General features: G+C 69.9%; 20 protein-coding genes. 15 read left to right on the top strand and 5 right to left on the bottom strand.

The window, feature by feature from the left end:
- Window positions 1-9 precede the first annotated feature (9 nt).
- Complete coding sequence (locus IPK24_00360) at window positions 10-1179, bottom strand: FxsB family radical SAM/SPASM domain protein (protein MBK8074026.1); 1170 nt, start codon at window positions 1177-1179, stop codon at window positions 10-12.
- Between the two features lie 636 nt (window positions 1180-1815).
- Window positions 1816-2907 (bottom strand): AAC(3) family N-acetyltransferase, encoded by a 1092-nt coding sequence (locus IPK24_00355; GenBank protein MBK8074025.1) that lies wholly within the window; start codon window positions 2905-2907, stop codon window positions 1816-1818.
- Window positions 2908-2960: 53 nt separating this feature from the next.
- On the opposite strand from IPK24_00355, the gene IPK24_00350 reads away from it, so the two are divergent.
- The 5 genes from IPK24_00350 to IPK24_00330 all read left to right on the top strand — a co-directional run bounded on the left by IPK24_00350 (window position 2961) and on the right by IPK24_00330 (window position 8193).
- Window positions 2961-5777 (top strand): hypothetical protein, encoded by a 2817-nt coding sequence (locus tag IPK24_00350; GenBank protein MBK8074024.1) that lies wholly within the window; start codon window positions 2961-2963, stop codon window positions 5775-5777.
- Between the two features lie 40 nt (window positions 5778-5817).
- Window positions 5818-6099, top strand: coding sequence for a DUF427 domain-containing protein (locus IPK24_00345; protein MBK8074023.1), 282 nt, complete (start codon window positions 5818-5820; stop codon window positions 6097-6099).
- A 90-nt stretch (window positions 6100-6189) separates the two neighbouring features.
- Window positions 6190-6417 (top strand): CopG family transcriptional regulator, encoded by a 228-nt coding sequence (locus IPK24_00340; protein MBK8074022.1) that lies wholly within the window; start codon window positions 6190-6192, stop codon window positions 6415-6417.
- A complete protein-coding gene (locus IPK24_00335) occupies window positions 6417-6848 on the top strand; it encodes a PIN domain-containing protein (protein MBK8074021.1) in 432 nt (143 codons plus the stop codon). Before IPK24_00340 ends, IPK24_00335 begins: the two co-directional genes overlap by 1 nt.
- Window positions 6849-6900: 52 nt before the next feature.
- Window positions 6901-8193: a competence/damage-inducible protein A gene (locus IPK24_00330; GenBank protein ID MBK8074020.1), complete on the top strand. Its 1293-nt coding sequence runs from the start codon at window positions 6901-6903 to the stop codon at window positions 8191-8193.
- Here IPK24_00330 and vsr read toward each other — a convergent pair whose 3' ends face one another.
- Complete coding sequence (vsr, locus tag IPK24_00325; protein MBK8074019.1) at window positions 8194-8616, bottom strand: DNA mismatch endonuclease Vsr; 423 nt, start codon at window positions 8614-8616, stop codon at window positions 8194-8196.
- Window positions 8617-8893: 277 nt separating this feature from the next.
- Between vsr and IPK24_00320 the strand changes: the two genes are divergently transcribed.
- Window positions 8894-9514: a hypothetical protein gene (locus IPK24_00320; protein ID MBK8074018.1), complete on the top strand. Its 621-nt coding sequence runs from the start codon at window positions 8894-8896 to the stop codon at window positions 9512-9514.
- Between the two features lie 49 nt (window positions 9515-9563).
- Here the strand turns inward: IPK24_00320 and IPK24_00315 are convergent, their stop codons facing one another.
- Window positions 9564-10781, bottom strand: coding sequence for a DNA cytosine methyltransferase (locus tag IPK24_00315; protein ID MBK8074017.1), 1218 nt, complete (start codon window positions 10779-10781; stop codon window positions 9564-9566).
- Window positions 10782-11384: 603 nt separating this feature from the next.
- On the opposite strand from IPK24_00315, the gene IPK24_00310 reads away from it, so the two are divergent.
- The 4 genes from IPK24_00310 to IPK24_00295 all read left to right on the top strand — a co-directional run bounded on the left by IPK24_00310 (window position 11385) and on the right by IPK24_00295 (window position 15762).
- Window positions 11385-12887 (top strand): hypothetical protein, encoded by a 1503-nt coding sequence (locus tag IPK24_00310; GenBank protein MBK8074016.1) that lies wholly within the window; start codon window positions 11385-11387, stop codon window positions 12885-12887.
- 74 nt (window positions 12888-12961) lie between these two features.
- Window positions 12962-13552 carry a hypothetical protein gene (locus IPK24_00305; GenBank protein MBK8074015.1) on the top strand — a complete coding sequence of 197 codons (591 nt, stop codon included), beginning with the start codon at window positions 12962-12964 and terminating at the stop codon, window positions 13550-13552.
- Window positions 13542-15050 carry a HAMP domain-containing protein gene (locus tag IPK24_00300; protein MBK8074014.1) on the top strand — a complete coding sequence of 503 codons (1509 nt, stop codon included), beginning with the start codon at window positions 13542-13544 and terminating at the stop codon, window positions 15048-15050. Before IPK24_00305 ends, IPK24_00300 begins: the two co-directional genes overlap by 11 nt.
- Before the next feature lie 34 nt (window positions 15051-15084).
- Window positions 15085-15762, top strand: a complete 678-nt coding sequence (locus tag IPK24_00295; GenBank protein ID MBK8074013.1) for a response regulator transcription factor — start codon at window positions 15085-15087, stop codon at window positions 15760-15762.
- A gap of 277 nt (window positions 15763-16039) precedes the next feature.
- Here IPK24_00295 and IPK24_00290 read toward each other — a convergent pair whose 3' ends face one another.
- Entirely contained in the window at window positions 16040-16375 is a 336-nt protein-coding gene (locus IPK24_00290; protein MBK8074012.1) for a hypothetical protein, read from the bottom strand.
- Between the two features lie 118 nt (window positions 16376-16493).
- On the opposite strand from IPK24_00290, the gene IPK24_00285 reads away from it, so the two are divergent.
- From IPK24_00285 to IPK24_00265, 5 genes are all read left to right on the top strand, one after another.
- Window positions 16494-17012 (top strand): hypothetical protein, encoded by a 519-nt coding sequence (locus IPK24_00285; protein MBK8074011.1) that lies wholly within the window; start codon window positions 16494-16496, stop codon window positions 17010-17012.
- Window positions 17013-17095: 83 nt separating this feature from the next.
- Window positions 17096-18082, top strand: a complete 987-nt coding sequence (locus tag IPK24_00280) for an FAD:protein FMN transferase (protein MBK8074010.1) — start codon at window positions 17096-17098, stop codon at window positions 18080-18082.
- Window positions 18072-18878, top strand: a complete 807-nt coding sequence (locus IPK24_00275) for a ferric reductase-like transmembrane domain-containing protein (GenBank protein MBK8074009.1) — start codon at window positions 18072-18074, stop codon at window positions 18876-18878. The genes IPK24_00280 and IPK24_00275 overlap by 11 nt, the downstream gene beginning before the upstream one ends.
- A complete protein-coding gene (locus tag IPK24_00270) occupies window positions 18875-20461 on the top strand; it encodes a proton-conducting membrane transporter (GenBank protein ID MBK8074008.1) in 1587 nt (528 codons plus the stop codon). Before IPK24_00275 ends, IPK24_00270 begins: the two co-directional genes overlap by 4 nt.
- Window positions 20461-20697: a ferredoxin gene (locus IPK24_00265; GenBank protein ID MBK8074007.1), complete on the top strand. Its 237-nt coding sequence runs from the start codon at window positions 20461-20463 to the stop codon at window positions 20695-20697. The genes IPK24_00270 and IPK24_00265 overlap by 1 nt, the downstream gene beginning before the upstream one ends.

Raw genomic sequence — 20697 nt, 5'->3', positions numbered from 1 at the left:
TGCTCCCGGTCAAGTCAATGATGCCGCGACGTGATCGAACAGGGCCTCGAGGTCGGCGCAGTAGACCGACGGGTTGAGGAACCCGGTGCCCGGGCGGTAGCGATGCGTGTAGTGACCCCCGCCGCAGGTACTCGCCAATCGGCAGGCTCGGCAGGTGGCGGACAGACCGTCGATGCCGAGTTGACGAGCCACGATCGCGGGGTGATCGAAGACGGCTTCGATCGGGTGCTCCAGGACGGTGAGTCCGGTCTCGGCAGCACCGGGGTAGGCCACCTTCAAGATGTCGACCTGTTGCATGCTGCCGTCGGTGTCGATGACCAGGTAGGCGGCCGGCGTCAGCCCGACCTGGTCCGAACGGCTCGTGCCGGTCAGGATCACTCTGATGATCTCGGTGAAGAGGCGCACCTCGACCTCACTGGTGGGGGCGGCCGCCCAACGGTTGAAAATGGTGATGAGCCAATCGGCATAAGGGGTCTTCGTATCGGCCTGCCGACCGGGAGGCGGTGATGACCAGGTACCGTGCGGCAGCAGAAAGTCGATCACGGGCGGGTCGAATCGCAGCAGTGAGTCGTACACCGCGAGCGGGTCGTTCGACAGGTTGATGGTGCAGAGCAGACCGGAGAACAGGTCGCGATACGCCGGGGCCAGCAGCCGGCGCAGCCCGGCAACGGTCAGCTCGTAGCTTCCCCGCCCGTCCTGGTAGCGGCGATGGGCATCGTGATGCGCCTGGTCGCCGTCGAGGCTGATGCCGATCCGCAGGCTGTGATCTCGGCAGACGTCGAGGATCCGGTTGTCGAGCAGGACCCCATTGGTCTGGACGGAGATCGAGACGGTCACGCTGGTCGGCACCGATTCACGCATGATCACCGCAGCCTCGGCCAGCAGTGCGGCTCCCGCCATCAGGGGCTCCCCCCCGTGAAGAACGATGGAGACCCCATTCAGCGCATGCTCCCGGGCATGTTCGGCGATGCGGCGGGCCGTCGCCTCGAGCACCGCTCGCGACATCGTGACCGGTCGCTCACGCCAACTCAGGTCGGCGCCGGTGTACACGTAGCAGTAGTCACACGCGAGGTTGCAGGGGCCGACCAGCTTGAGAACGAACTGGTTCATCGGCGTTGCGCGCCAACCGGACCCGCGCACCCGCTGCAGGTTCAGACCAGTGAGGGGCCACTCCTGCATGGCCGCCCTCAGATGGCAGAGGAGAAAAGGGATGCCGGCGCTTCACTCGCGGCGGTCTCGTGCAACACCTTGGCCACACACTCGCTGAGCTGGCCGGCCGGGAGACTGCGAAGTGCCCTGAGCGATACAAGCCGCAAGTCCAGCGGCGGCGGCGCCGTCCGAGACGGCTGGGGGTGCCCATCGAGGACAGCGACCACACGGTCCTCCGGCAGCATCGGCCCTCACAATCAGATTCTCAGATCGCCGAAGTGAACAACGAGATGAGCGCCTCGTGATCATCCGACTCGTCCACCACCTTCGCCGCGCACCGCGCCAGCGTGCCCGAGTGTAGGGAACGCAGTGTCGACAGAGAAACCTGCGTCAGATCGGGGCAGGGCGAAGGGTCCCCACTGGGCTCCGCCTCACTGAACACGTGTGGATTCGCGTCTCGGGAAACCGGCCCACGCGACATTGACCCTCCCAGCCCACCGTCACCACCTACGATAGAGCGTGAGGCAACCTTCCCCAACACGTTGAGAATCACACTCTCAGAGGACATTGAGCCCTCGAAGGAGCGAGCAAGAACTCTGACAATGCCTGAGTGCTGCTGCGGAGCCTGGGTCAGCAGGCGGAGGGTTCCGGTGTTGAAACCCGATGTCATCGGTGAACTCGGTTGTGGGTCATCCAGGTAAGGGCGAACTTCACGGCCTCCCGCAGTGGGAACCGGAGAGCGGTCGCCTGACCGGCCACTCCATGACGCACGGTGGTCCCGGCCGAATCGAAGGCGTGACCAAGCACGCCGAAGTCGCGGTCGTCAAGGCTGGCGTCGGAATACGTCATCCACCGGCGGTCGCGGCCGTGTCCAATGGCGCAGCCATATTCGGCGGGTTGCCACAACTCCGCGGAATACTCGGCCAGATGGAATGCGGTACAGACCTCCCAGCCGACGCCCAGGAGTAGGACGTCGGCACCCAGGTCGCGCAACCGTGCCAGTGGTGAGTCATCCCCCAGGTGGCAGTCGAGCGCGTGCCCCGAGGTGATGACCTCGGCCATGGGTCCCAGTGCGGCGAAAGAGGTCTGGGGATGGTCGCTGCGTCGGGCGCCGGGCCAGGTGCGCACCTGTTCAGCGAGAGCACCCATGCCATGGCTCGGCGTGATGCGCGGGTCGAATCCCGGGAACTCCTCGCGAACGGTGGACCACCACTGCCTCGGAACCGGATGGTCGGTCCATCGCGAGGGATCGCGGTTGTCCGCGGTGTGGGTGGGCACGGCGATCGTGCCCGCGGGACCGATCGCGTCGAGGAGCGCATCGACCACCGTGACGGCCCCGCCGCACACCCAGCCGAGCCGACGCATCGAGGAGTGCACGAGGACGACTTGACCCGGCGCGAGCCCGAGACGGGTCAAGTCGTCGGCCAGTGATCGTCGCGTGGCGAAAGATTGTCGTGTCACCTGTCGACCTCGCTCTGATCCGTGCGACGTTACCGAACAGAATCCAGGATCTGGACCACGAACACCAGGCCGAAGATCATCAAAAGAATGGCTGCAGCGGCCACCAGATTGACCAGCTGTCGCCAGAACGTCGCGCCGAGAACCATGACCAAGATCATGATCAGGGGATTCATGATTCCTCCTCTGCCCCGAAAACCTCCTGTATTTCGAGTCTGGAAGTCCGAGACGTGTGCACGTCAGGAGTTGTCGGTAAAGCTCACAACCTGACCGTGCTTGACGGATCTCGACACCTGCCATGCTGTGGTCTTGTCATGAGTTGACAGTCCTTGACAGCGATCGAAGGATGCGCCGTGCGGATTGCCATGCCCTCGGAAGAGGTCTTGCCCCCGGGGGCGTTGCGGGACATGGTGACGGCCCTGCATCACCTGTGGCGCGGGGCGGGAATGCCGTCGACACGCTCCGTCAGCATTGAGATACGCAAGCGCAACGACCTGCCGGATACGGTGAGCCACGAGGTGATCGCCATGCTGCTGCGTGGCGGTGGATTGGTCAAATGGCAGAAGTTCGAGTGCGTCGTCCGGCAGCTCGCCGACTGGAGCGTGGGCGGTACACAGACGGCGGACACCACGGTGAGGGAATTTCACCACCTGTGGCTGCGGGCCTTCGATGAGGGCCAGCCAACGGTTGGGGGTGCGCCATCCGCTGCTCGAGATACCGGGGCAGGTCGGACTACTTCCGGGTCCGCACCGATTCAGGTCGCTGAGGCCGCGGACAAGGAGTCGCTGCCTGCCGAATCGCTCATCCACAATCTCCCCGGCCGCAATGCACGCTTCTGTGGCCGGGAGCCCTCCTTGCGGCAACTCGGCGCTCTGCTGACGGCGGCGGCGACCAACCCGGTCGTGATCCATGGTTTGGGGGGCGTGGGCAAGACGCATCTCGCCCTCGAGTACGCGCACCGCCACCGTGGTGACTATGCGCTGATCTGGTGGATCCCCGCAGGTGACGAGTCGGGGTTGCGCCGTTCGGTCCGGGATCTGGCGGATCGACTCGGCCTGCGCATCGGGAGAGACCTCAACCACGTCGTCCGCGTGGTGGTGACTCGACTCGAATCGACGGCGCAGCGCTGGCTGCTGATCTTCGACAACCTCGAGGACGAGGTGATCGTCGATCATGCGCTGCCCGCTGCCGGCGGCGATGTCCTGATCACCACCAGGAACCCGGGCTTTGCCTCATGGGGTGAAGCTCTTTCCGTGCCCACCTTCACACGGACCGAGAGTGTCCAGTTCCTCGGCCGGATGAGTCGAAACATCTCGAGTGACGAGGCCGACCGGATCGCCGAGTTGCTGGGAGACCTGCCACTGGCGCTGGCTCAGGTTGCCGACGTCCAAGCGGTGACCGGTATGTCCTGGACGCGATACATCTCGCTGTTCGATGGCCACTTGCGTGACCTGCTGCGCGATCATCGCTCAGCCGATCACGCTGGCTTGACCGCGTCGCTGGACCTCACCTTCCGCCGTCTCGCGGAGAACTCCCCTGGGGCCTTGATGCTTCTCGAAGTGCTGGCACACCTGGGCCCCGCACCTGTGGCATTGGCGTTGCTCCGTAACGGCCGCAGTGGCCGTCTCACCCCAGCCCTGGCCCGATGCCTCAACGATCCTCGACAACTACAGCGCGCTGTCGGGGAATTGGTTCGGGTCGGGGTGGTCGGGCTGGAGGAAGATCAGGGATGGGTGACCATGCATCGCCTGGTTCGAGATCACGCCCGACAGGGGTGGGGTGCGACCCAGGAAGCACGAGGCCGCGAGAACGCTCGTGCCGTGCTGACGGCTGCCGATCCCGGGCATGCGGACGACGAGCGCACGTGGGGGCTTCACGCCCTGATCACTCCTCATGTCAGGACCACGGACTTGGTCTGCGTGCCAACTGTTGAGGCGCGTCAGTTGGTCCTGCATCAGGTGCGTTTCCTCTATCTGACGGGCGACTATGTTGGAAGCGCTCGACTCGCACAAGAGGCGATGGATGAATGGACGCCGCTCGATGTATCGGGTCCGGCGTTCCTCGATGAGTCCGTCGTTGGTCTCTCACGCCATCAGGCCAATGCGCTACGTGCATTGGGGGAGTACGAGCGATCACGCGACGTCACCCAATCGACCCTTGACCGACTTCGTGGCGATCACCAGTTCGGACGTGACCATCCAGTCACGCTCGATGTCGCAACGAGCGCCGGGGTAGATCTGCGTATCGCCGGTGAGTACCAAGCGGCCCTGGCTATGGAACAGGACACTTTGGAGCGAAGCATCCGCTCGCCCCACGTCAGCACCCTCAGGTCCGTGAGAGTGAGAGCAAATCTTGGCGTGAGCCGCCGGCTCTTGGGCGACTATGCCGCCGCGTATGACCACCACCGAGACGTTCTTGCCCACCTCAACACCCTGGTGGAAGTTGATGATCATCTTCTTCACACCACACAACTCAACCTGGCCTGGGATCTCTACGGTCTGGGTCGTTTCGACGAAATGCTGGCGCAGGCATCACAGGCCTGGAGCAACCTCGATCCGGGCTTGCGCCCTGGCCACGTCCTTCCCCTGCTCGCCGGACGCACGGTCGCGGTGGCACTGCGCTGCCTGGGCAGGCCCGAAGCGGCCGAGGCCAGCCGGCGCAGCTACGAGAACCACCTGAACTCGTGGGGCGCCGACCATGAACGCTCCCTGGCGGCCAGCATCAGTCACGTCAACTCGCTCCGAGCACAGGCGCGCTTCGGGGAGGCATGGAGCCTCGCTGTGGACGTTCAGGACACCTACCGTCGTCGCTTCGGGTGGAGGCATCCGGTCACGGCAGCCTCGTCCGTGGTGCTGGCCGGCACGCTGCGCGGCCTCGGGCGCTCCCGTGAGGCTCAGGAACTCGACGAACCCGCCTTCCACGACCTCACCTCGATCCTCGGCTCCGATCACCCCTACACCGTGGCCGCTGCCAATGGGCTGGCGTCCGACCGGCTCGCGACGGGGTCGATCGCCGCCGCGCGATCGCTGGCGGCACACACCGCGGACCGTGCGGCCCATCGATATGGCGAACACCCGATCACCTCCGCCTGCCGCGCCAACGCAGCTGTGGTGACCGCTGGGGTTGACGGCTCCTGGATCGAGCTCGATGTCGAGCCGCCACCTGCCTGACGGCGGGAAGCATCACCCTCCAACCGGCGTTGGCAGCCACATGCGTGCCATCTGGAACGGACAGGTCATTGCCGACAGCGACCAGACGGTCGTCGTCGAGGGCAACCACTACTTCCCGGCCGACTCGGTCGACCCGGCGGTGCTGCGTCCGTCGCAGACCACCACCGTGTGCCCCTGGAAGGGCACGGCGTCCTATTACTCCCTCGAGGTCGATGGTCAGCTCAACCCGGACGCCGCGTGGTACTACCCGAGCCCGAAGCCGGCAGCCGAGCAGATCACCGGCCGGTTCGCCTTCTGGCGCGGGGTCACCGTCACCGATTGACCACCGACTGACGCCGTTCAACAGGGGCCACTCCGGGCGCCGGCGCATGCGAGTGCGCAAGGATCCGCATTCAAGTGCTAGCTTTGGTGCATGCGAACCACGGTTGAGCTGGACGACGACACGGCAGCCGCTGTCCAAGCCCTGCGTCGCAGCGGCAAGGGCGTCAGCGAAGCGGTCAACGACTTGATCCGGCGGGGCATGCTGATCGAACAGCGGCGGGCACCCTTCACGCCCCGGACCCGTGCGCTGGGCCTGCGCATCGATGTCTCGAATGTGGCCGAGGCGCTCGATCTGCTCGAGGGGCCGACGGCCCGCTGATGCTGCTGGACGCGAACGTGTTGCTCTACTCGGTCGACGAGCAGAGCCCCTTCCATCACCGGGCCGTCACCTGGCTCACCGATGCCCTGAACGGACCCCACCGGGTGGGAATCCCCTGGCTGTCCCTCTGGGCATTCGTCCGCATCGTCAGCAACCCCCGGGCGCTGGCAACACCGCTGACCGGTGCCGAGGCGTGGGAGCACGTCGAGGATTGGCTCGGTGCCCCCGCCACCTGGATCCCGGAGCCTGGTCTCGGGCATGCGGCCATCTTGCGCGACCTGATCACGCGCTACGACCTGCGAGGCAACCTGATCTCCGACGCCGCGCTCGCCGCGTTGTGCATCGAACACGGCGTGCCCATGGTGAGCGCCGACAGTGACTTCGCCCGATTCCCCGAGCTCACCTGGATCAACCCCGTCCTGCCCGGCTGACCCGGCTCACTCGGCTGACCCATCCGACCGGGTCGGTGCGTACGGTTCGGGTATGGCACAGGGCACGACAGTCAGAGCCGGGATCCTGATCACCGGAACCGAGGTGCTCACCGGTCGGGTGGCCGATCGCAACGGCCCGTGGCTGGCCGAGCAACTCCGCGTACTCGGCGTCGACGTGGGGCAGATCATGGTGGTCGGCGACCGGCCGACAGACCTGGTCGCCGCGCTGGGCCACCTGCTCGCCGATCACGACCTGGTGATCACCAGCGGAGGGCTCGGTCCCACCGCCGACGATCTGACCGCCTCTCTCGTCGCCCAGGTGCGGGCCCGCCCGATGCACCTCGACCCCGCCCTGGAGCACCGGATCGCCGCCGCCGTCGCGGCCCTCCACCGTCGTCGCGGCCTTCCGTCCGACCCCGCGGCCACGGCGGCCGGGGTGCGCAAGCAGGCCATGGTGCCGGACGGCGCCGCCGTCCTGGAGCCGATCGGCACCGCCCCCGGGCTGGTCGTCCCCGCGGCCGACGGACACCCCGGGCCCCCGGTCGTCGTGCTGCCGGGCCCTCCGAACGAGCTACAGGGCATGTGGTCCGCCGCGCTCGCCGTCCCTGCCGTGCGCGAGATCATGGCCCGAGCCACCCCGCTGTGCGAGGACACCATCCGGCTCTGGGGAAGTCTCGAGGCCGACCTGGCCGCCACGCTGCGCCGGATCGAGTCCGAGATCAGCGATCTCGAGGTCACCACGTGCCTGCGCGACGGCGAGCTCGAGATCGTCACCCGGTACCGGCCGCAGACCCCCACCTCGCTCGACCAGCTCGAGCTGCTGCGCCGCACCGTGCTGGCCGACTTCGCCGCCACCGCGTTCAGCCCGGACGGCGCCACCATCGACGCGTTGGTCGCGCAGGGCCTGCTCGACCGCGGCTGGACGGTGGCCACCGCCGAGTCGTGCACCGGCGGCCTGCTCGCCGCCCGGATCACGGCGCGCGCTGGATCGTCGGACTACCTGTTCGGCTCGATCGTGGCCTACAGCAATGCCGTGAAGACCGCACTGGCGGCGGTGCCGGCCGACCTGCTCGCGGCCCACGGCGCGGTCAGCTCTCAGGTCGCCGAAGCCCTGGCCGAGGGGGCCCGCACCGCCCTGGGTGCGGACGTCGGGGTGGGGATCACCGGGGTCGCCGGCCCTGGTGGCGGTACCCCCGACAAGCCGGTCGGCACCGTGCACCTCGCGGTGGTCACCCCTGTCGGTCGGCGGCTGCGGGCGTTGTCACTGTCCGGTGATCGCGACCAGGTTCGGCAGCGAACCGTCACCATCGCGATGCACGAGCTGCACCAGGCGCTGCGCTCATGATCACGAGGCGCGGCGGGCTCGGACGACGTCCGTGATGTGTCGGGCGGCGGTCTCGGCGTCCTCGTGTTCCCAGACCCGGACGACGAGCCATCCCGCCGCGGTGAGCGCCAGGTCGGTGGCCCGATCACGGGCGACGTTGCCGGCGAGCTTCTCGGCCCACCACTGCGCGTTCGATGCCGGATACGTCGCGTGCACGGGGCAGCAGTGCCAGAAGCAGCCGTCGACGAACACCGCCACCTTGGCCGGCCCGAACACCACATCCGCTCGACGTCGGACGCCGCGTACCACGGGCCGATCGACCCGATAGCGCAAACCCCTGCGGTGCAACGCTCTCCGGAGCGCCAGCTCGGGAGCGGTGTCGCGGCGGCGCTGCCGCTGCATGCGCCGCTGCACCTCGGGCGAGGAAGCCGGCGGACGACTCATCGCCTCAGTGTGCCGCGACCTGCCGCGGGCCGGGTCGATCGGCTCACCGGGTGATCGCGTGGGCGGGCCGGCGGGGTGCCGAAGGGTGACACGGCGGCGTGCACCCCACGGGGGATGGCCGGACTCTGGCACACCCCCACGAACAGATGGTTCGGCCCGGTACGGTACGGCCACACAGTCGTGCCGAGCCCCACACCACCGGCCCCGATAGCCACCGTCGGGCCGACTCGGACCGGGTTCGCGGACCGTTCCCCAGCGATCGTCGAGGAGTCATCACATGTCCAAGGGCAAGGGCGCCAAGAGCAAGGACAAGAGCAAAGACAAGGGCAAGGCCGCTGAGAAGCTGTCCAAGAAGGCCAAGGACGCGCTGAAGAAGCAGGCCAAGGCGGCCAAGGTCGCGGCCGAGAAGGCCGCCAAGGCGGCCGAGAAGGTGGCGAAGGCTGCTGCCAAGGAGGCCGAGAAGGCGGCGAAGGCTGCTGCCAAGGAGGCCGAGAAGGTCGCCGAGAAGGCTGCCAAGCAGGCCAAGAAGGCCGCGAAGGCGGCCAAGGACGCTGCGAGCGCTCCCGCCGCGGCTGTCGCTGTCGAGGCCCCGGCCGTCGAGGACAAGGCGGCCGAACCCGTTGCGGCCGTAGAGCCAGAGCCGGAGCCGGAGCCGGAGCCCGAGCCGGAGCCGGAGCCCGAGCCGGAGCCCGAGCCGGAGCCCGAGCCCGAGCCGGAGCCCGAGCCGGAGCCGGAGCCCGAGCCGGAGCCCGAGCCGGAGCCGGAGCCCGAGCCGGCCGGTCTGGAGTCCCTGACGCGCGCCGAACTCCTGGCCGAGGCCCGCCGGCTCGAGATCCCGGGCCGGTCGGCCATGAACAAGGATCAACTGCTCGCCGCCGTCAGTCAGCACGCGGGCTGATCCACGCACCATCCGTCGTACGTCGTCGCGGACGGCAGCCGGTGGTGGATCACCTGCCACCCGTCCAGGCTGCCTCCGCGGCGAGTCCTGCCCCCCTCGGCTCGGTCAGCTCCACATGCCGGGCCACGTCCTCCCGGAAGCCGGGGTGACGCCCGAGGTTTCCGCGCTGCAGCCGCCCCAGGAACCCGGCGGCCGCCCGATGGCTCAGCGCGGGTGCGGTCTCGGCGTCCATCACGTCCAGCAGGTGGCGATACGGCTCCAGCCGCGGGTACTCCGACGCCGCCATGCGCCACACCTGCCCGCGTTCACCCCAGGCCGCGGTCGGCCAGGATCGACTGCCCGACCACGATTCGGACGGCAGCGGTAACACCTCGCCCGGCTCGGCGATCCGGCCGGCCAGCCACCTGGCCACCCCGACGGTCACCGCATTGCCGACCAACTTCCACCGCGGCCCGTTGCGGCGGGGGGCATCCTCGGCGGGCGCCGTCCAGCCGCGGGCGAACCCCTGCAGCGCCTCGGCGTCCTCGATCTGCGGGGTGACCAGGCGCCGTCCCGGCGGCGCGCCCGGCACCCAGACCGCCGGGGGTGAGGCGATGCCGAGCGTCGAACCGCCCTTGAGGGTGGGGACGGCGTCCCGCGCCCACCCGAGGCCGCTGCGGCCCTCGGTCCAGTAGAAGCCGTAGGCATCCTCGGCGTGCTGCCCCGTCTCGACCATCTCGCTCGCTTCGTCCGCGAAGAGCACCTCCCGCGGGTCGTGGTCGGCGGAGGCCACCAGCAGGACTCGTCGTCGACGCTGTGGCACCCCGGTGAAGCGGGAGTCGACCACGCGATAGGCCCAGCGGTATCCCAGCGCCTCGAGCTCACCGACCAGGTAGCGCATCGCCTGCCCCCGGTCGAGGGACAGCATGTTCGGCACGTTCTCGATCACCAGCCACGGCAACCGGCGGCGCCTGGTCGCGGTCAGACGCAGGGCCTCGAAGACGTGTCCGACCAGGCCCGACTGGCCTCCCGTGATGCCCGCCGTCCGCCCTGCCTGGGAGAGATCGGTACACGGGAACCCGGCCGCCAGCACGTCGATCCCGGCGGGGAGCTCACGCAGTTCACGCACGTCCGGATGCAGCGGCACCTCACCGAACCGCGCCGCCAGCACGCGTTGCGCGGGGGGCCACCATTCGCACAGCAGCTCGGTGTGGGCCGCTTCGCCGAGCGCGGCCCGAAAGCCGGTTTCGATGCCACCGATGCCGGCGAACAGACCGACGATCCTCATCGTGGTTCCCTCCCGCCGGTGACAGCCGAACGCTAGACGAGACGGCCCCCCGACTCGAGCCGCCACCCGGTGATCGGCGAGGTGGCGCCCAGGATGTGACCCGGCACGCCGGGCCTTCCGAGGATCTTCAAGGGAACCCTAATTATTCGCAAAGACGCTGGTCAGAGTCCGGTTGGGCGCCGCTGGTTCCGGGTCCGTGCAGCTCCGGCCCCTGGTAGCGTTTCGGTTCGATTGGGTGATTCGCAGTACTTGCCCTACGTGTTCAGATCACTACGTCATGTCATCTTCGAGCTGAGGTGAGTTGGATTGGGTGCAGAGCCGGACTCCGGCCGTCGCGCTCGACGCTCCCGTCGCGACACCTCGACGCTCGCCCTGCACCTGAGCTCGGCCGAACCCGCCTCGCGCTCCGGACGTCGGCGCGCGCGCAGCACGGCAGCCGAGGTCGAGGCCGGCCGTGTGGCTGACGCGATGCCCGTGCTGTTGGTCCCTGAACTGGCCCTCGAACCAACCTCTGCGTCAACGTCAACCTCTGCGTCCACGTCAACCTCTGAATCGGCAGGAACCGCTCGGTCGGCGGCTCCTCGTCGACGTGCCCTGACCCCGGTGGAGCCGGGCACGACCGCGATCATCGACTTCCGGTCCCCCGCCGCGTCACCGGCCGGCGCCCCCGCCGCCTCATCGACCAGCGCCACCCCGCCGACCCGTGCCTCGAGCCGCCCCGCCCCTCCCGGACCGCCGTCCAGCCGCCGTGCCGCGCGCACGGCCGCCGCCGGCGCCGTCGGTGAACTCGACCTCGACGCCCCGGTCACCCGAGCCGGACGCCGCACCCAGCGGGACACCCGGGCCGCAGGTCGACGCTCGCGCCGGATGCGCCTGGCGGCCGTGGCCACGGTCGGTGTGCTCACGGTCTCGGGGGCCGTGGTGGTGGCGCTCACCCAGCGCACGTCCGAGCGCGATCTGCAGACCGCTCTGGCCCAGACACCCCAGGCCAGCGTCTCGTCCTCGGTGCCGCCGCTGAGCCTGATCGGCGGCGCGACGCCCAGCGTCTCGGCGGGTGTGTCCGGCACACCATCACCCACGGCCTCACCCGGAGCCCGCACCAGTGGCAAGCCCACCGCGAAGGCGACCGGGACGAAGTCCGCGGCCAAGCCGGCCGGCCGGTCCGGCGTCGTCCTCGACGGACGCCGTATGGGTGGCTGGTACGCCGGTGCCGGTGGCGTCGGAGTCGCCGACGGCAGCTTCGCGGCCTGGCAGGGCGAGCCCTTGAGCATCGTGGGCACGTGGGCGGACGGCTCCGACGAGGAACAGCGCACCGTGTCCGGCCTGACCGCCAACTACTCCGGCTGGAAGGGCGCCATCGACATCGCCGTCGGCGGCACCGTGCTGGGCAGCGGCGAGAACTACTCCGCCGCCGCCGACGGCGCCTATGACGCGCGCTGGCGCCAGGCCGCCCAGACCATCGCCTCGGTGCGCAAGGGCGCGAGCGGGCCGACCTTCCTGCGGCCGTTCCACGAGTTCAACGGCACCTGGTTCCCGGAGTGGTCCGTCAACTCCGGCAATGTCGGTGACTTCAAGGCGGCCTTCCGGCGGTACGCCGGCATCCTGCGCGAGGCGCTGCCCGAGGCCTACATCGTCTGGTGCCCGAACTCCGGCGACCACTCCGGCGTCCCCGTCGACACCTATTACCCCGGTGACGACGTGGTCGACGTGATCGCGCCGGACTATTACCACGACGGGTACAGCGAAGACCCGAGCTCCACCAGCTGGCGCGGCGGCAGCCCACTGGGCATCGAGGCGTGGCGCCAGTACGCGGCCAAGCACGGCAAGCCGATGGGTCTGCCCGAGTGGGGTCTGAAGCCGGACGGCGGCGGCGACTCACCTGAGTGGATCACCGCGGTCCACACCTGGTCTGCCCAGCACGCGAACACCGCCACCTGGCAGATCGGTGCGAAGATCCCTGCGGCGGCGGCCGGCAAGATGCTGTACATGGCCTACTTCAACGTGGTCTTCGGTGGCGATCCCGCCTACACGATTCACGGGTACGGGGCCAACCCCCGTTCAGAGGCCGTTTACCAGAGCCTGACCTGGGGCAACATCCGCGGTTGATCGTGTCGGCACGATGAGAGGACTCTCATCGTGCTGTCACAGTCGCTGTCGAGTAGCTGGTCGAGGATGGTGTGATGCGTGGGTGGCAGGTCGGCGTCGTGGGAGCCACGTTGCTCGGTGCCGGCGTCGTCTGGGGCCCGGCAGCCTGGGCCTCGGTCATCACGCCGAAACCTGACGGCCGGATCGTCAGCCCCGCTCTGGTGATTCGCGCCGACGGCACGGTGATGATGGCCGATCCCACGGCGCCGCCGATGACGGCCGGGTCATCGACCGCCGAGACCGACCCGGATGCGGATCACACCGCCCCGGTCGCCTTCACCACCAGCTCTCCGGGCGCGACGTCGCAGCCGTCCTCGGGATCCACGGCCGTGATCATCGGTGACGCCGCGAGTCACGCGCCACCCACGTCGTCGACCGTCACCGGGGTCACCAGCACCTCCGTGGCTCGCCCGACGGGGCAGCCCACAACCTCGACCGCCGCGCGGCCGGTCGGGACGACCACCTATCCCACGACCCGACCCACCACCGGGCCCACGAGCACGCCGGCCCCGCAGACGATTCAGCCGACGCGCGTTCGGACCGTCAGCTCCGACGATGACGACGAGGACGACGACAAGTCCACGAGCTCGCGCTCCACCCGCAATACGGACAAGGATGACGACTGAGCGTCGGCTGACGATCGGTGTCCGTGCTCGCATCCTGGCCACGGTGCTGCTGCTCGCGGCCCTGGGCATGGCCTTCGCCGGTTCGGCCTTCACGGTGTTCGAGCGTCGCCAGCTGATCGATCACCTGGACTCGGTGCTGCTGGCCGACGTGGGCCAGTTCCGCCAGGAGGTGGACCAGAACACCAGTCAGTCGATGAGTGAGCTGTTGCAGGCGGTCATGGGCCAACATGTCCCGGTCGACGGCGAGGTGGTCGGAGGCTTCATCGACGGCAACCTGACCTTCGTCACCTCGGACCCGGCGTTCCAGATCACGAAGGAGCCGGACCTGCTGGCCCAGGTGGCCGCCCTGCCACCCGACGCCCCCACCCGCATCCGCCAGCTCGACTCCGTGACCGCCGGGCCGGTGCGCTACGTCGTGATGCAACTACAGAACAGCAGCAGCAAGCAGGTCGGCTCGCTGGTCGTGGCCATCAGCCTGAAGCCCGCCCTCGAACGGCTCACCACCAGCGCCACCCAGTTCGCCGTCCTGGCCATGATCGCCCTGGTGATCATCGGCGTTGGTGGCTGGCTCGTCGCGGGCCGACTGCTGCGGCCGCTACGGGTGCTGCGCGAGGCGACCCAGGCGATCTCACCGGGTGACCTGAACACGCGGATCCCGGTGACCGGGCGGGACGACGTGACGCAGTTGACCCGCACCGTGAACGCGATGCTCGATCGGCTGGCCGGCGCCTTCGACACCCAACAACGCTTCCTGGACGACGCCGGCCACGAACTGCGCACCCCGATCACCATCGTGCAGGGCCACCTCGAGGTCCTCGATCCGGCCGACCCGGCGGAGGTCGAAGCCACCCGCGACCTGGTGATGGACGAACTCGACCGCATGGGTCGCCTGGTCAACGACCTGATCGTGCTGGCCCAGACCGGGCGGCCCGACTTCGTGCGCTTCGAGAGTGTCGATCTCGACCGCCTGCTGCGGGACGTGTTCGACAAGGCCCAGGCGCTGGCCGATCGGCACTGGGTGCTCGACTCCACGATCAACGCCGTCGTGGTCGCCGACGCTCATCGCCTCACGCAGGCGATGCTGCAGCTCACCGACAACGCGGTGAGGCACACCCAACCGGACGACGTGGTCGCCGTCGGGGGCGTCCTCTCGCGCGGGCAGGTACAACTCTGGGTCCGCGACAGCGGCCCCGGCGTGGCCCCCGAGGACGCCGAGCGGATCTTCGCCCGGTTCGGTCGGGCCGGGGTGTCCCGGGGTGAGACCCACAGCTCGGGGCTGGGTCTGTCGATCGTCTCCAGCATCGCGGCGGCCCATGGCGGCACGGTCGAGCTCAGCAGGCCGACCGAGACCCCGCCCGGTCGGCAACCAGGAGCCCGGTTCACCCTGATCATGCCGCTGACCGTCGTCGCCCGGACGCAACCACCCTCTCCCTGGCCCGACAAGCAGAGCGGGCACCAGAACGGCCCACCGACGTCCAGCGTGAGGATGAGATCGTGACCTGCACGGCCGGACCCGAGAACGGAACGCTGGCATGAGCCGCATCCTGGTCGCCGAGGACGAGGCGCGCATCGCCTCGTTCATCGACAAGGGCCTGCGCGCCAGCGGCTACACCGTCACCGTCGTCGGTGACGGTCAGGCGGCCTACGACGAGGCGGTGAGCGGCGACCACGACCTGTTGGTGCTGGACATCGGACTCCCGCTGCTGGACGGCTTCGCCGTCCTGGGCAAGCTCCGCCGCGGCGGCAGTGCGCTGCCGGTGATCATCCTCACGGCCCGCACCGGCGTGCACGACACCGTCGCCGGCCTCGAGAGCGGTGCCGACGACTACATGCCCAAGCCGTTCCGGTTCGAGGAGCTGTTGGCCCGGATCCGGTTGCGGCTGCGTTCGGAGGGCCGCGCTCCCGAACCCTCGGTGCTGCGCTACGGCGATCTGGCCCTCGATCCGAGCTCCCGGCGGGTGCTGGCCGCCGGACGGCAGATCGACCTGTCGGCCCGGGAGTACTCCCTGCTCGAGACCCTGATCCGCCACCCGGGGCAGGTACTCAGTCGCGAGCAGTTGCTCAGCCAGGTCTGGGGATACGACTTCGACCCGGGCTCCAACGTGGTGGACGTCTACATCCGGTACCTGCGGCGCAAGGTGGGTGCCGAACGGATCGAGACCCTGCGCGGCGCCGGGTACCGGCTGCGGGACGTGACGCCGTCCGCGTGAAGAGGACCGCTTGATCGGACCATGAGAGCCCTCTCATGGTCCTCTTCGCGGATTCCTCATCCAGCCCTCCGAGGGTATGAGGTATGTCGATGAATCACTCACGTCGGGTCGGTGCAACCGCCGCCGCGACCGCCGCACTACTGGGCGGTGCGGGGGTGGCACTGGGCCTGACCACAGGAACGGCATCCGCCGCGTCCACAGCCGTGACCTCGCAGTCACTCGGAGGGTCTGCGAAGGGCGCCTCCACCGCGAGGTCCGGGCTTCAGAAGGCCCTCGATCAGCTGACGTCCGAGAACGCCAAGCTGGCTGCCGAGGCCGACCTGCTGAAGCAGGAGATCGCGCTGGCCAAGGCCGAGGGTGTGGCCGGCGGACTGCCCGGTACGTCCACCAGCCCGTCGCCGAGTGCCTCCGGGCCTGCGGTGCCGGGCTCCGACCACGAACACTCCCACGAAGGGGGTTGGTACCAAGAGGACCACTCGGGCGACTGGTCCGGCGGTCCCGGCCAATCGAGCCCCGCGACCGCTGCTCCCTCGACGCACACCAGCACCGGGGCCAGCGGATCGTCCAGCGGATCGTCCCAGACCACCCCCGCGACCACCGCCCCTCGACGCACACCAGCACCGGGGCCAGCGGATCGTCCAGCGGTTCCACCGGTGGCGGCTCCGCGACCGGCAACACCTCCCACGATGACGACGATGACGAGAAGCGCGACAAGAAGGAGTCTGGCGACGATGACTGACACCACCACCCCCGAGGTCGGCCGCCACTCGCGCTGGTCTGCCGCGGCGTTGTTGGCGCCGGCTTCGGCCGCTGTCTTCGCCGGCACCATGGGCTGGACGGCCGACCACGACCCGGTGCTGCCCTCGACTCCTGCTGCCGCCACCAACACGGCGCTGACCAGCGCCGCGGTCCAGGGGGAGCACAAGAGCTCGCCCCGCGACAAGGACCTCGAGCGTCAGATCAGGGCCCAGGTGGCTCAGGTCCGCACCATGCGCCGTCAGGTGGCCGCGCTGCGCAAGGACGTCGCCGCGTTGCGGGGCAAGGCGCCCGGCACCGGCACCACCACCCCGCCGACCGGTGGCGCGACCACCCCGGCACCGGCACCCACCGGAACCGCTCCGGCTCCGGCGCCGACCACCACGAAGCCGGCTCCTGCCCCGACCACGACGAAGCCGGCGCCCGCGCCGACCACCACGAAGCCGGCGCCTGCGCCTGCGCCGACAACCACCGCCAGCACCGGTGGGTCGTGACGGACCTGGCGATGAGTCCTGGCATCACCTCGACCAGCCCCTCTCCGGAGGGGCTGGTCCCCCTCGTCCGCAGGTTCCGGGCCATGAACACCGACGTCACCCTGCAGGTGGTCGGGCCCGGGGCGCGGGCGGCGGCGCTGCTGGCCGAGGCCGAGCAGGTGTTCGTGCGCGTCGAGCGCACCTGCACCCGGTTCGACCCGACCAGCGCGCTGATGCAGGCGAACGCCGCGGCCGATCAGTGGTGCGAGGTGCCGCAGGAGTGCTACCTCGCGATCGCCGAGGCGGCGGGGGCTCACCTCGAGACCGAGGGCCTGTTCGACCCTCGGGTGCTGACCTCACTGGTCGCGATGGGCTACGACCGGACGCTGCCGTTCGGGGATGGCCCGGTGCGGCTGTCGGCCGGCCGCACCCCGGACGACATCCCCTCGATCGTCCCCGTGACCTCGGGGACGGCCGGCGGGACAGCTCTCGGGACATCCGCCCGGACCTCCACCGGGACGGCGCCGTGGGCACCGGGCCTGGATCGACACCACCGCGCCGTGGCGGTGGGACCGGTTCCGATCGACCTCGGCGGCATCGGCAAGGGGTTGGCGGTGCGCTGGGCCGCACACCTGCTGTTCGAGGCCGGCGCCGGCTACCTGGTCGAGGCGGGTGGTGACTGTGCCCTCAGCGGGCCCGGGCCGGACGGCGGGCCATGGCGGGTCGGCGTCGAGGATCCGCTCGGCGGTTCCGAGCCGGTCGCCGTCCTCGAGGTCACCGACATCGGCTGCGCCACCTCCTCGCTGCGCAAGCGCACCTGGCAGGTCGACGGCCGCCAGGTGCACCACCTGGTCGATCCTCGCACGGGGATCAGCGCCGACACCGGGCTGCGATCGGTGACCGTGCTCGACTCGGACCCCGCTCGGGCCGAGGTCTGGAGCAAGGCCCTGCTGATCGCCGGACGCCACCGGATCGCCGAGCTCGCGCACGCCAAGGTCCTGCCGGCGCTCTGGGTCGACGAATCCGGTCGGCTCGAAGCCAGCGAGGCCATCCGCGACGACATCATCTGGAGTGCATCCCATGTCCATTGACGACCCGCGACGGCTCATGAGCCGCCCTCGGCGCGGCCGCACCGGACCTGCCACGCCACACCAGGGGTTGCCGCGCCTCGCCGTCCCCACCCCGCGGTCCACGACCGGCGGCGAGAGGCCACGACTCGACCTGGGCACCCGGCGCCCCGCGTCCTGGCGCACCATCGCGTTGATCGCCGTCTCGACCGGGCTCTCGGGTTGGCTCGCGGGCACCGCCGCCCAGTCCGTGGCGGGGGACAAGAACGCGCCCTGGATCCTGGGACGCGCCTCGGGGATCTGTGCCTACCTGCTCATGGTTGCCCTGGTGGTGTTCGGCTTGGTGCTCTCGCACCCGTGGCGCACCAAGTGGCGTCGTCCGGCCACCATCGTCCGGATCCGGATCCACGTCAGCCTGGCCGTGTTCACCCTGGCCTTCCTCGTGCTGCACATCGTGGTGCTGGCCACCGACGACTATGCCAAGGTCGGGTGGGCCGGTGCCTTCCTGCCGATGGCCTCGCAGTATCGCCCGGTCCCGGTGACCCTCGGGGTGATCGCGACCTACGCCGGCATCCTGGCCGGGATCACCGCCTCGGCGGCCGGTCGCTGGGCAGGCAAGGTGTGGTGGCCGATCCACAAGGTGTCCGCGCTCAGCCTGGTGCTCGCCTGGTTGCACGGCGTCTACACCGGCATCGACACCCGCACCCTCGGCTGGCTGTACGCCGTGACCGCGGTCGGGGTGGTGGTGCTCGCGGCGTCGCGCTATGTCGTGCGCACCCCCGCGGACCTGGTCGCCGAGTACACCCAGGAGGTCGCGTGACCACCGCCTTCGAACGTCAGGACCTGTCCTCGGCCCCGGAGGCGGCCTTCGGCGATCTGCTGGACGGCTTCCCGCGGACGCGCACCCTGCGCTTCGCCCCCGACCAGACCCGACCGTTGTCCCTGGGCGCCCAGCTGTCCTCCGATCGCCGGATCCCCCGGGCCTCGGTCACCCCACCACGATCCGCCGACGTGCCGATCGGCTCGACCGAGGCACCCCGGACGCCGACCTGGCTGGCCCCCGGTCACGCCCTCCTCGACGAGGAGGCGGTTTTCGGTGCCGACCACCGCGACTGCGTGTTCGGCCCTCCCGTCGATCTGCTGGCCGACCACGTGGCCCGTTACGGCCCACGCCCGATGACCACCGGTCACGGTGGCGCGCTGCTGCTGCGCATCGTCGAGGAGAGCGGCCTGGCCGGTCGCGGTGGTGCGCAGTTCCCGGTGGCAGCCAAGTGGCGCACCGTCATCAGGGCGGTGCACGAGCTGGCTGCGCGCAGCAGCACCGGCCGCCCGCCCGGCGACATCGTCGTGGTGGCCAATGGTGCCGAGGGTGAGCCCGCCAGCGCCAAGGACGCCGCGTTGCTGCAGCATCGTCCCCACGTGGTGCTCGACGGCCTGGTCTGTGTGGCCGAGGTCATCGGTGCCACCCGCGCGGTGGTGTGGCTGCACGACAGCGCCTACGCCACCCGTGCCGCGGTGGCTCGGGCCTTGGCCGAACGGCGCGACGCCGGGCTGGCCGAACTGCCCATCACCATCGCCACCGGGCCCGACCGCTACCTGACCGGCGAGGCGAACTCCGTCGTCCGGGCACTGGACGGCGGCCCGACCCTGCCGTGGTTCCGGGCGATACCCGTGGCCGCCGGCGGCGGCATCGGCGGCATGCCCACGCTGGTGCACAACGTCGAGACCCTGGCCCGCACTGCCCTGTTGGCCCGCACCGGAACCCACGCCCCGATGCCCGGAGTCCTGGTGACCGTGCTCGGTCGCACCCCGGCCGACCAGCAGGTGCTCACGGTGCGCGAACTCGCCCCCGAGCGCACGGTCGCCGACGCGGTGCTCGACCGCTACGGGCACTGGACGGCGCCGCGCGCCGTCCTGATCGGTGGCTACGGCGGCACCTGGCTGCGCTGGGACGAGGCGGCCGGGTTGCACCTGGGTGGGCTCGACCGCCGCCGCGCGCCCGGGGCCGGTGTGGCGCCCCGCGATGTCACCCTGGGCGCGGGAGTACTGGCCCCGCTGCCGGTGGACGCCTGCGGCGTGACCGAGACCGCGGCGATCGCCACGTATCTGGCCGATTCCAGCGCGCGGCAGTGTGGACCCTGTCTGTTCGGCACCCGTGCGCTGGCCGACACCTGGACCCGGATCGCCCGAGGCACCGCCCGGCGCAGCGACGCCGAGCACCTGGCGCGGATCTCGGGCGAGGTCGCCCGCCGCGGTGCCTGCGCCCTACCGGACGCCGCCGTGAACCTGACCCTGTCGGCACTGCGGGTCTTCGCCGACGACATCGACGATCACCTCGCCGGTGCCGGGTGCAGCCACACGAACATCGCGGTGATGCCGATCCCCGGCCGGGAGGTGGCGTGATGAGCGGACGCCGTCGACTCGGGGATGCCACCGACCGGGTCAGGATCGACCCCACTGCCTGCGAGGGCATCGGGATGTGCGCCCACGTCGCCCCCGGGGTGATCGGGGTCGATTCGTGGGGCTACCCGGTGCTGCCCCCGACCGAGGTGGGCGGCCGCGATCTGCGGGCGGCCCGCTCGGCGATCAGCGCCTGCCCCCGGCGGGCGCTGTTCCTGGCCTCGGAGTACGCCGGATAG

It is taken from the genome of Kineosporiaceae bacterium (assembly GCA_016713225.1).
GTDB lineage: Bacteria > Actinomycetota > Actinomycetes > Actinomycetales > Kineosporiaceae > JADJPO01.
This window is presented reverse-complemented; position numbering and strand designations above follow the sequence as displayed.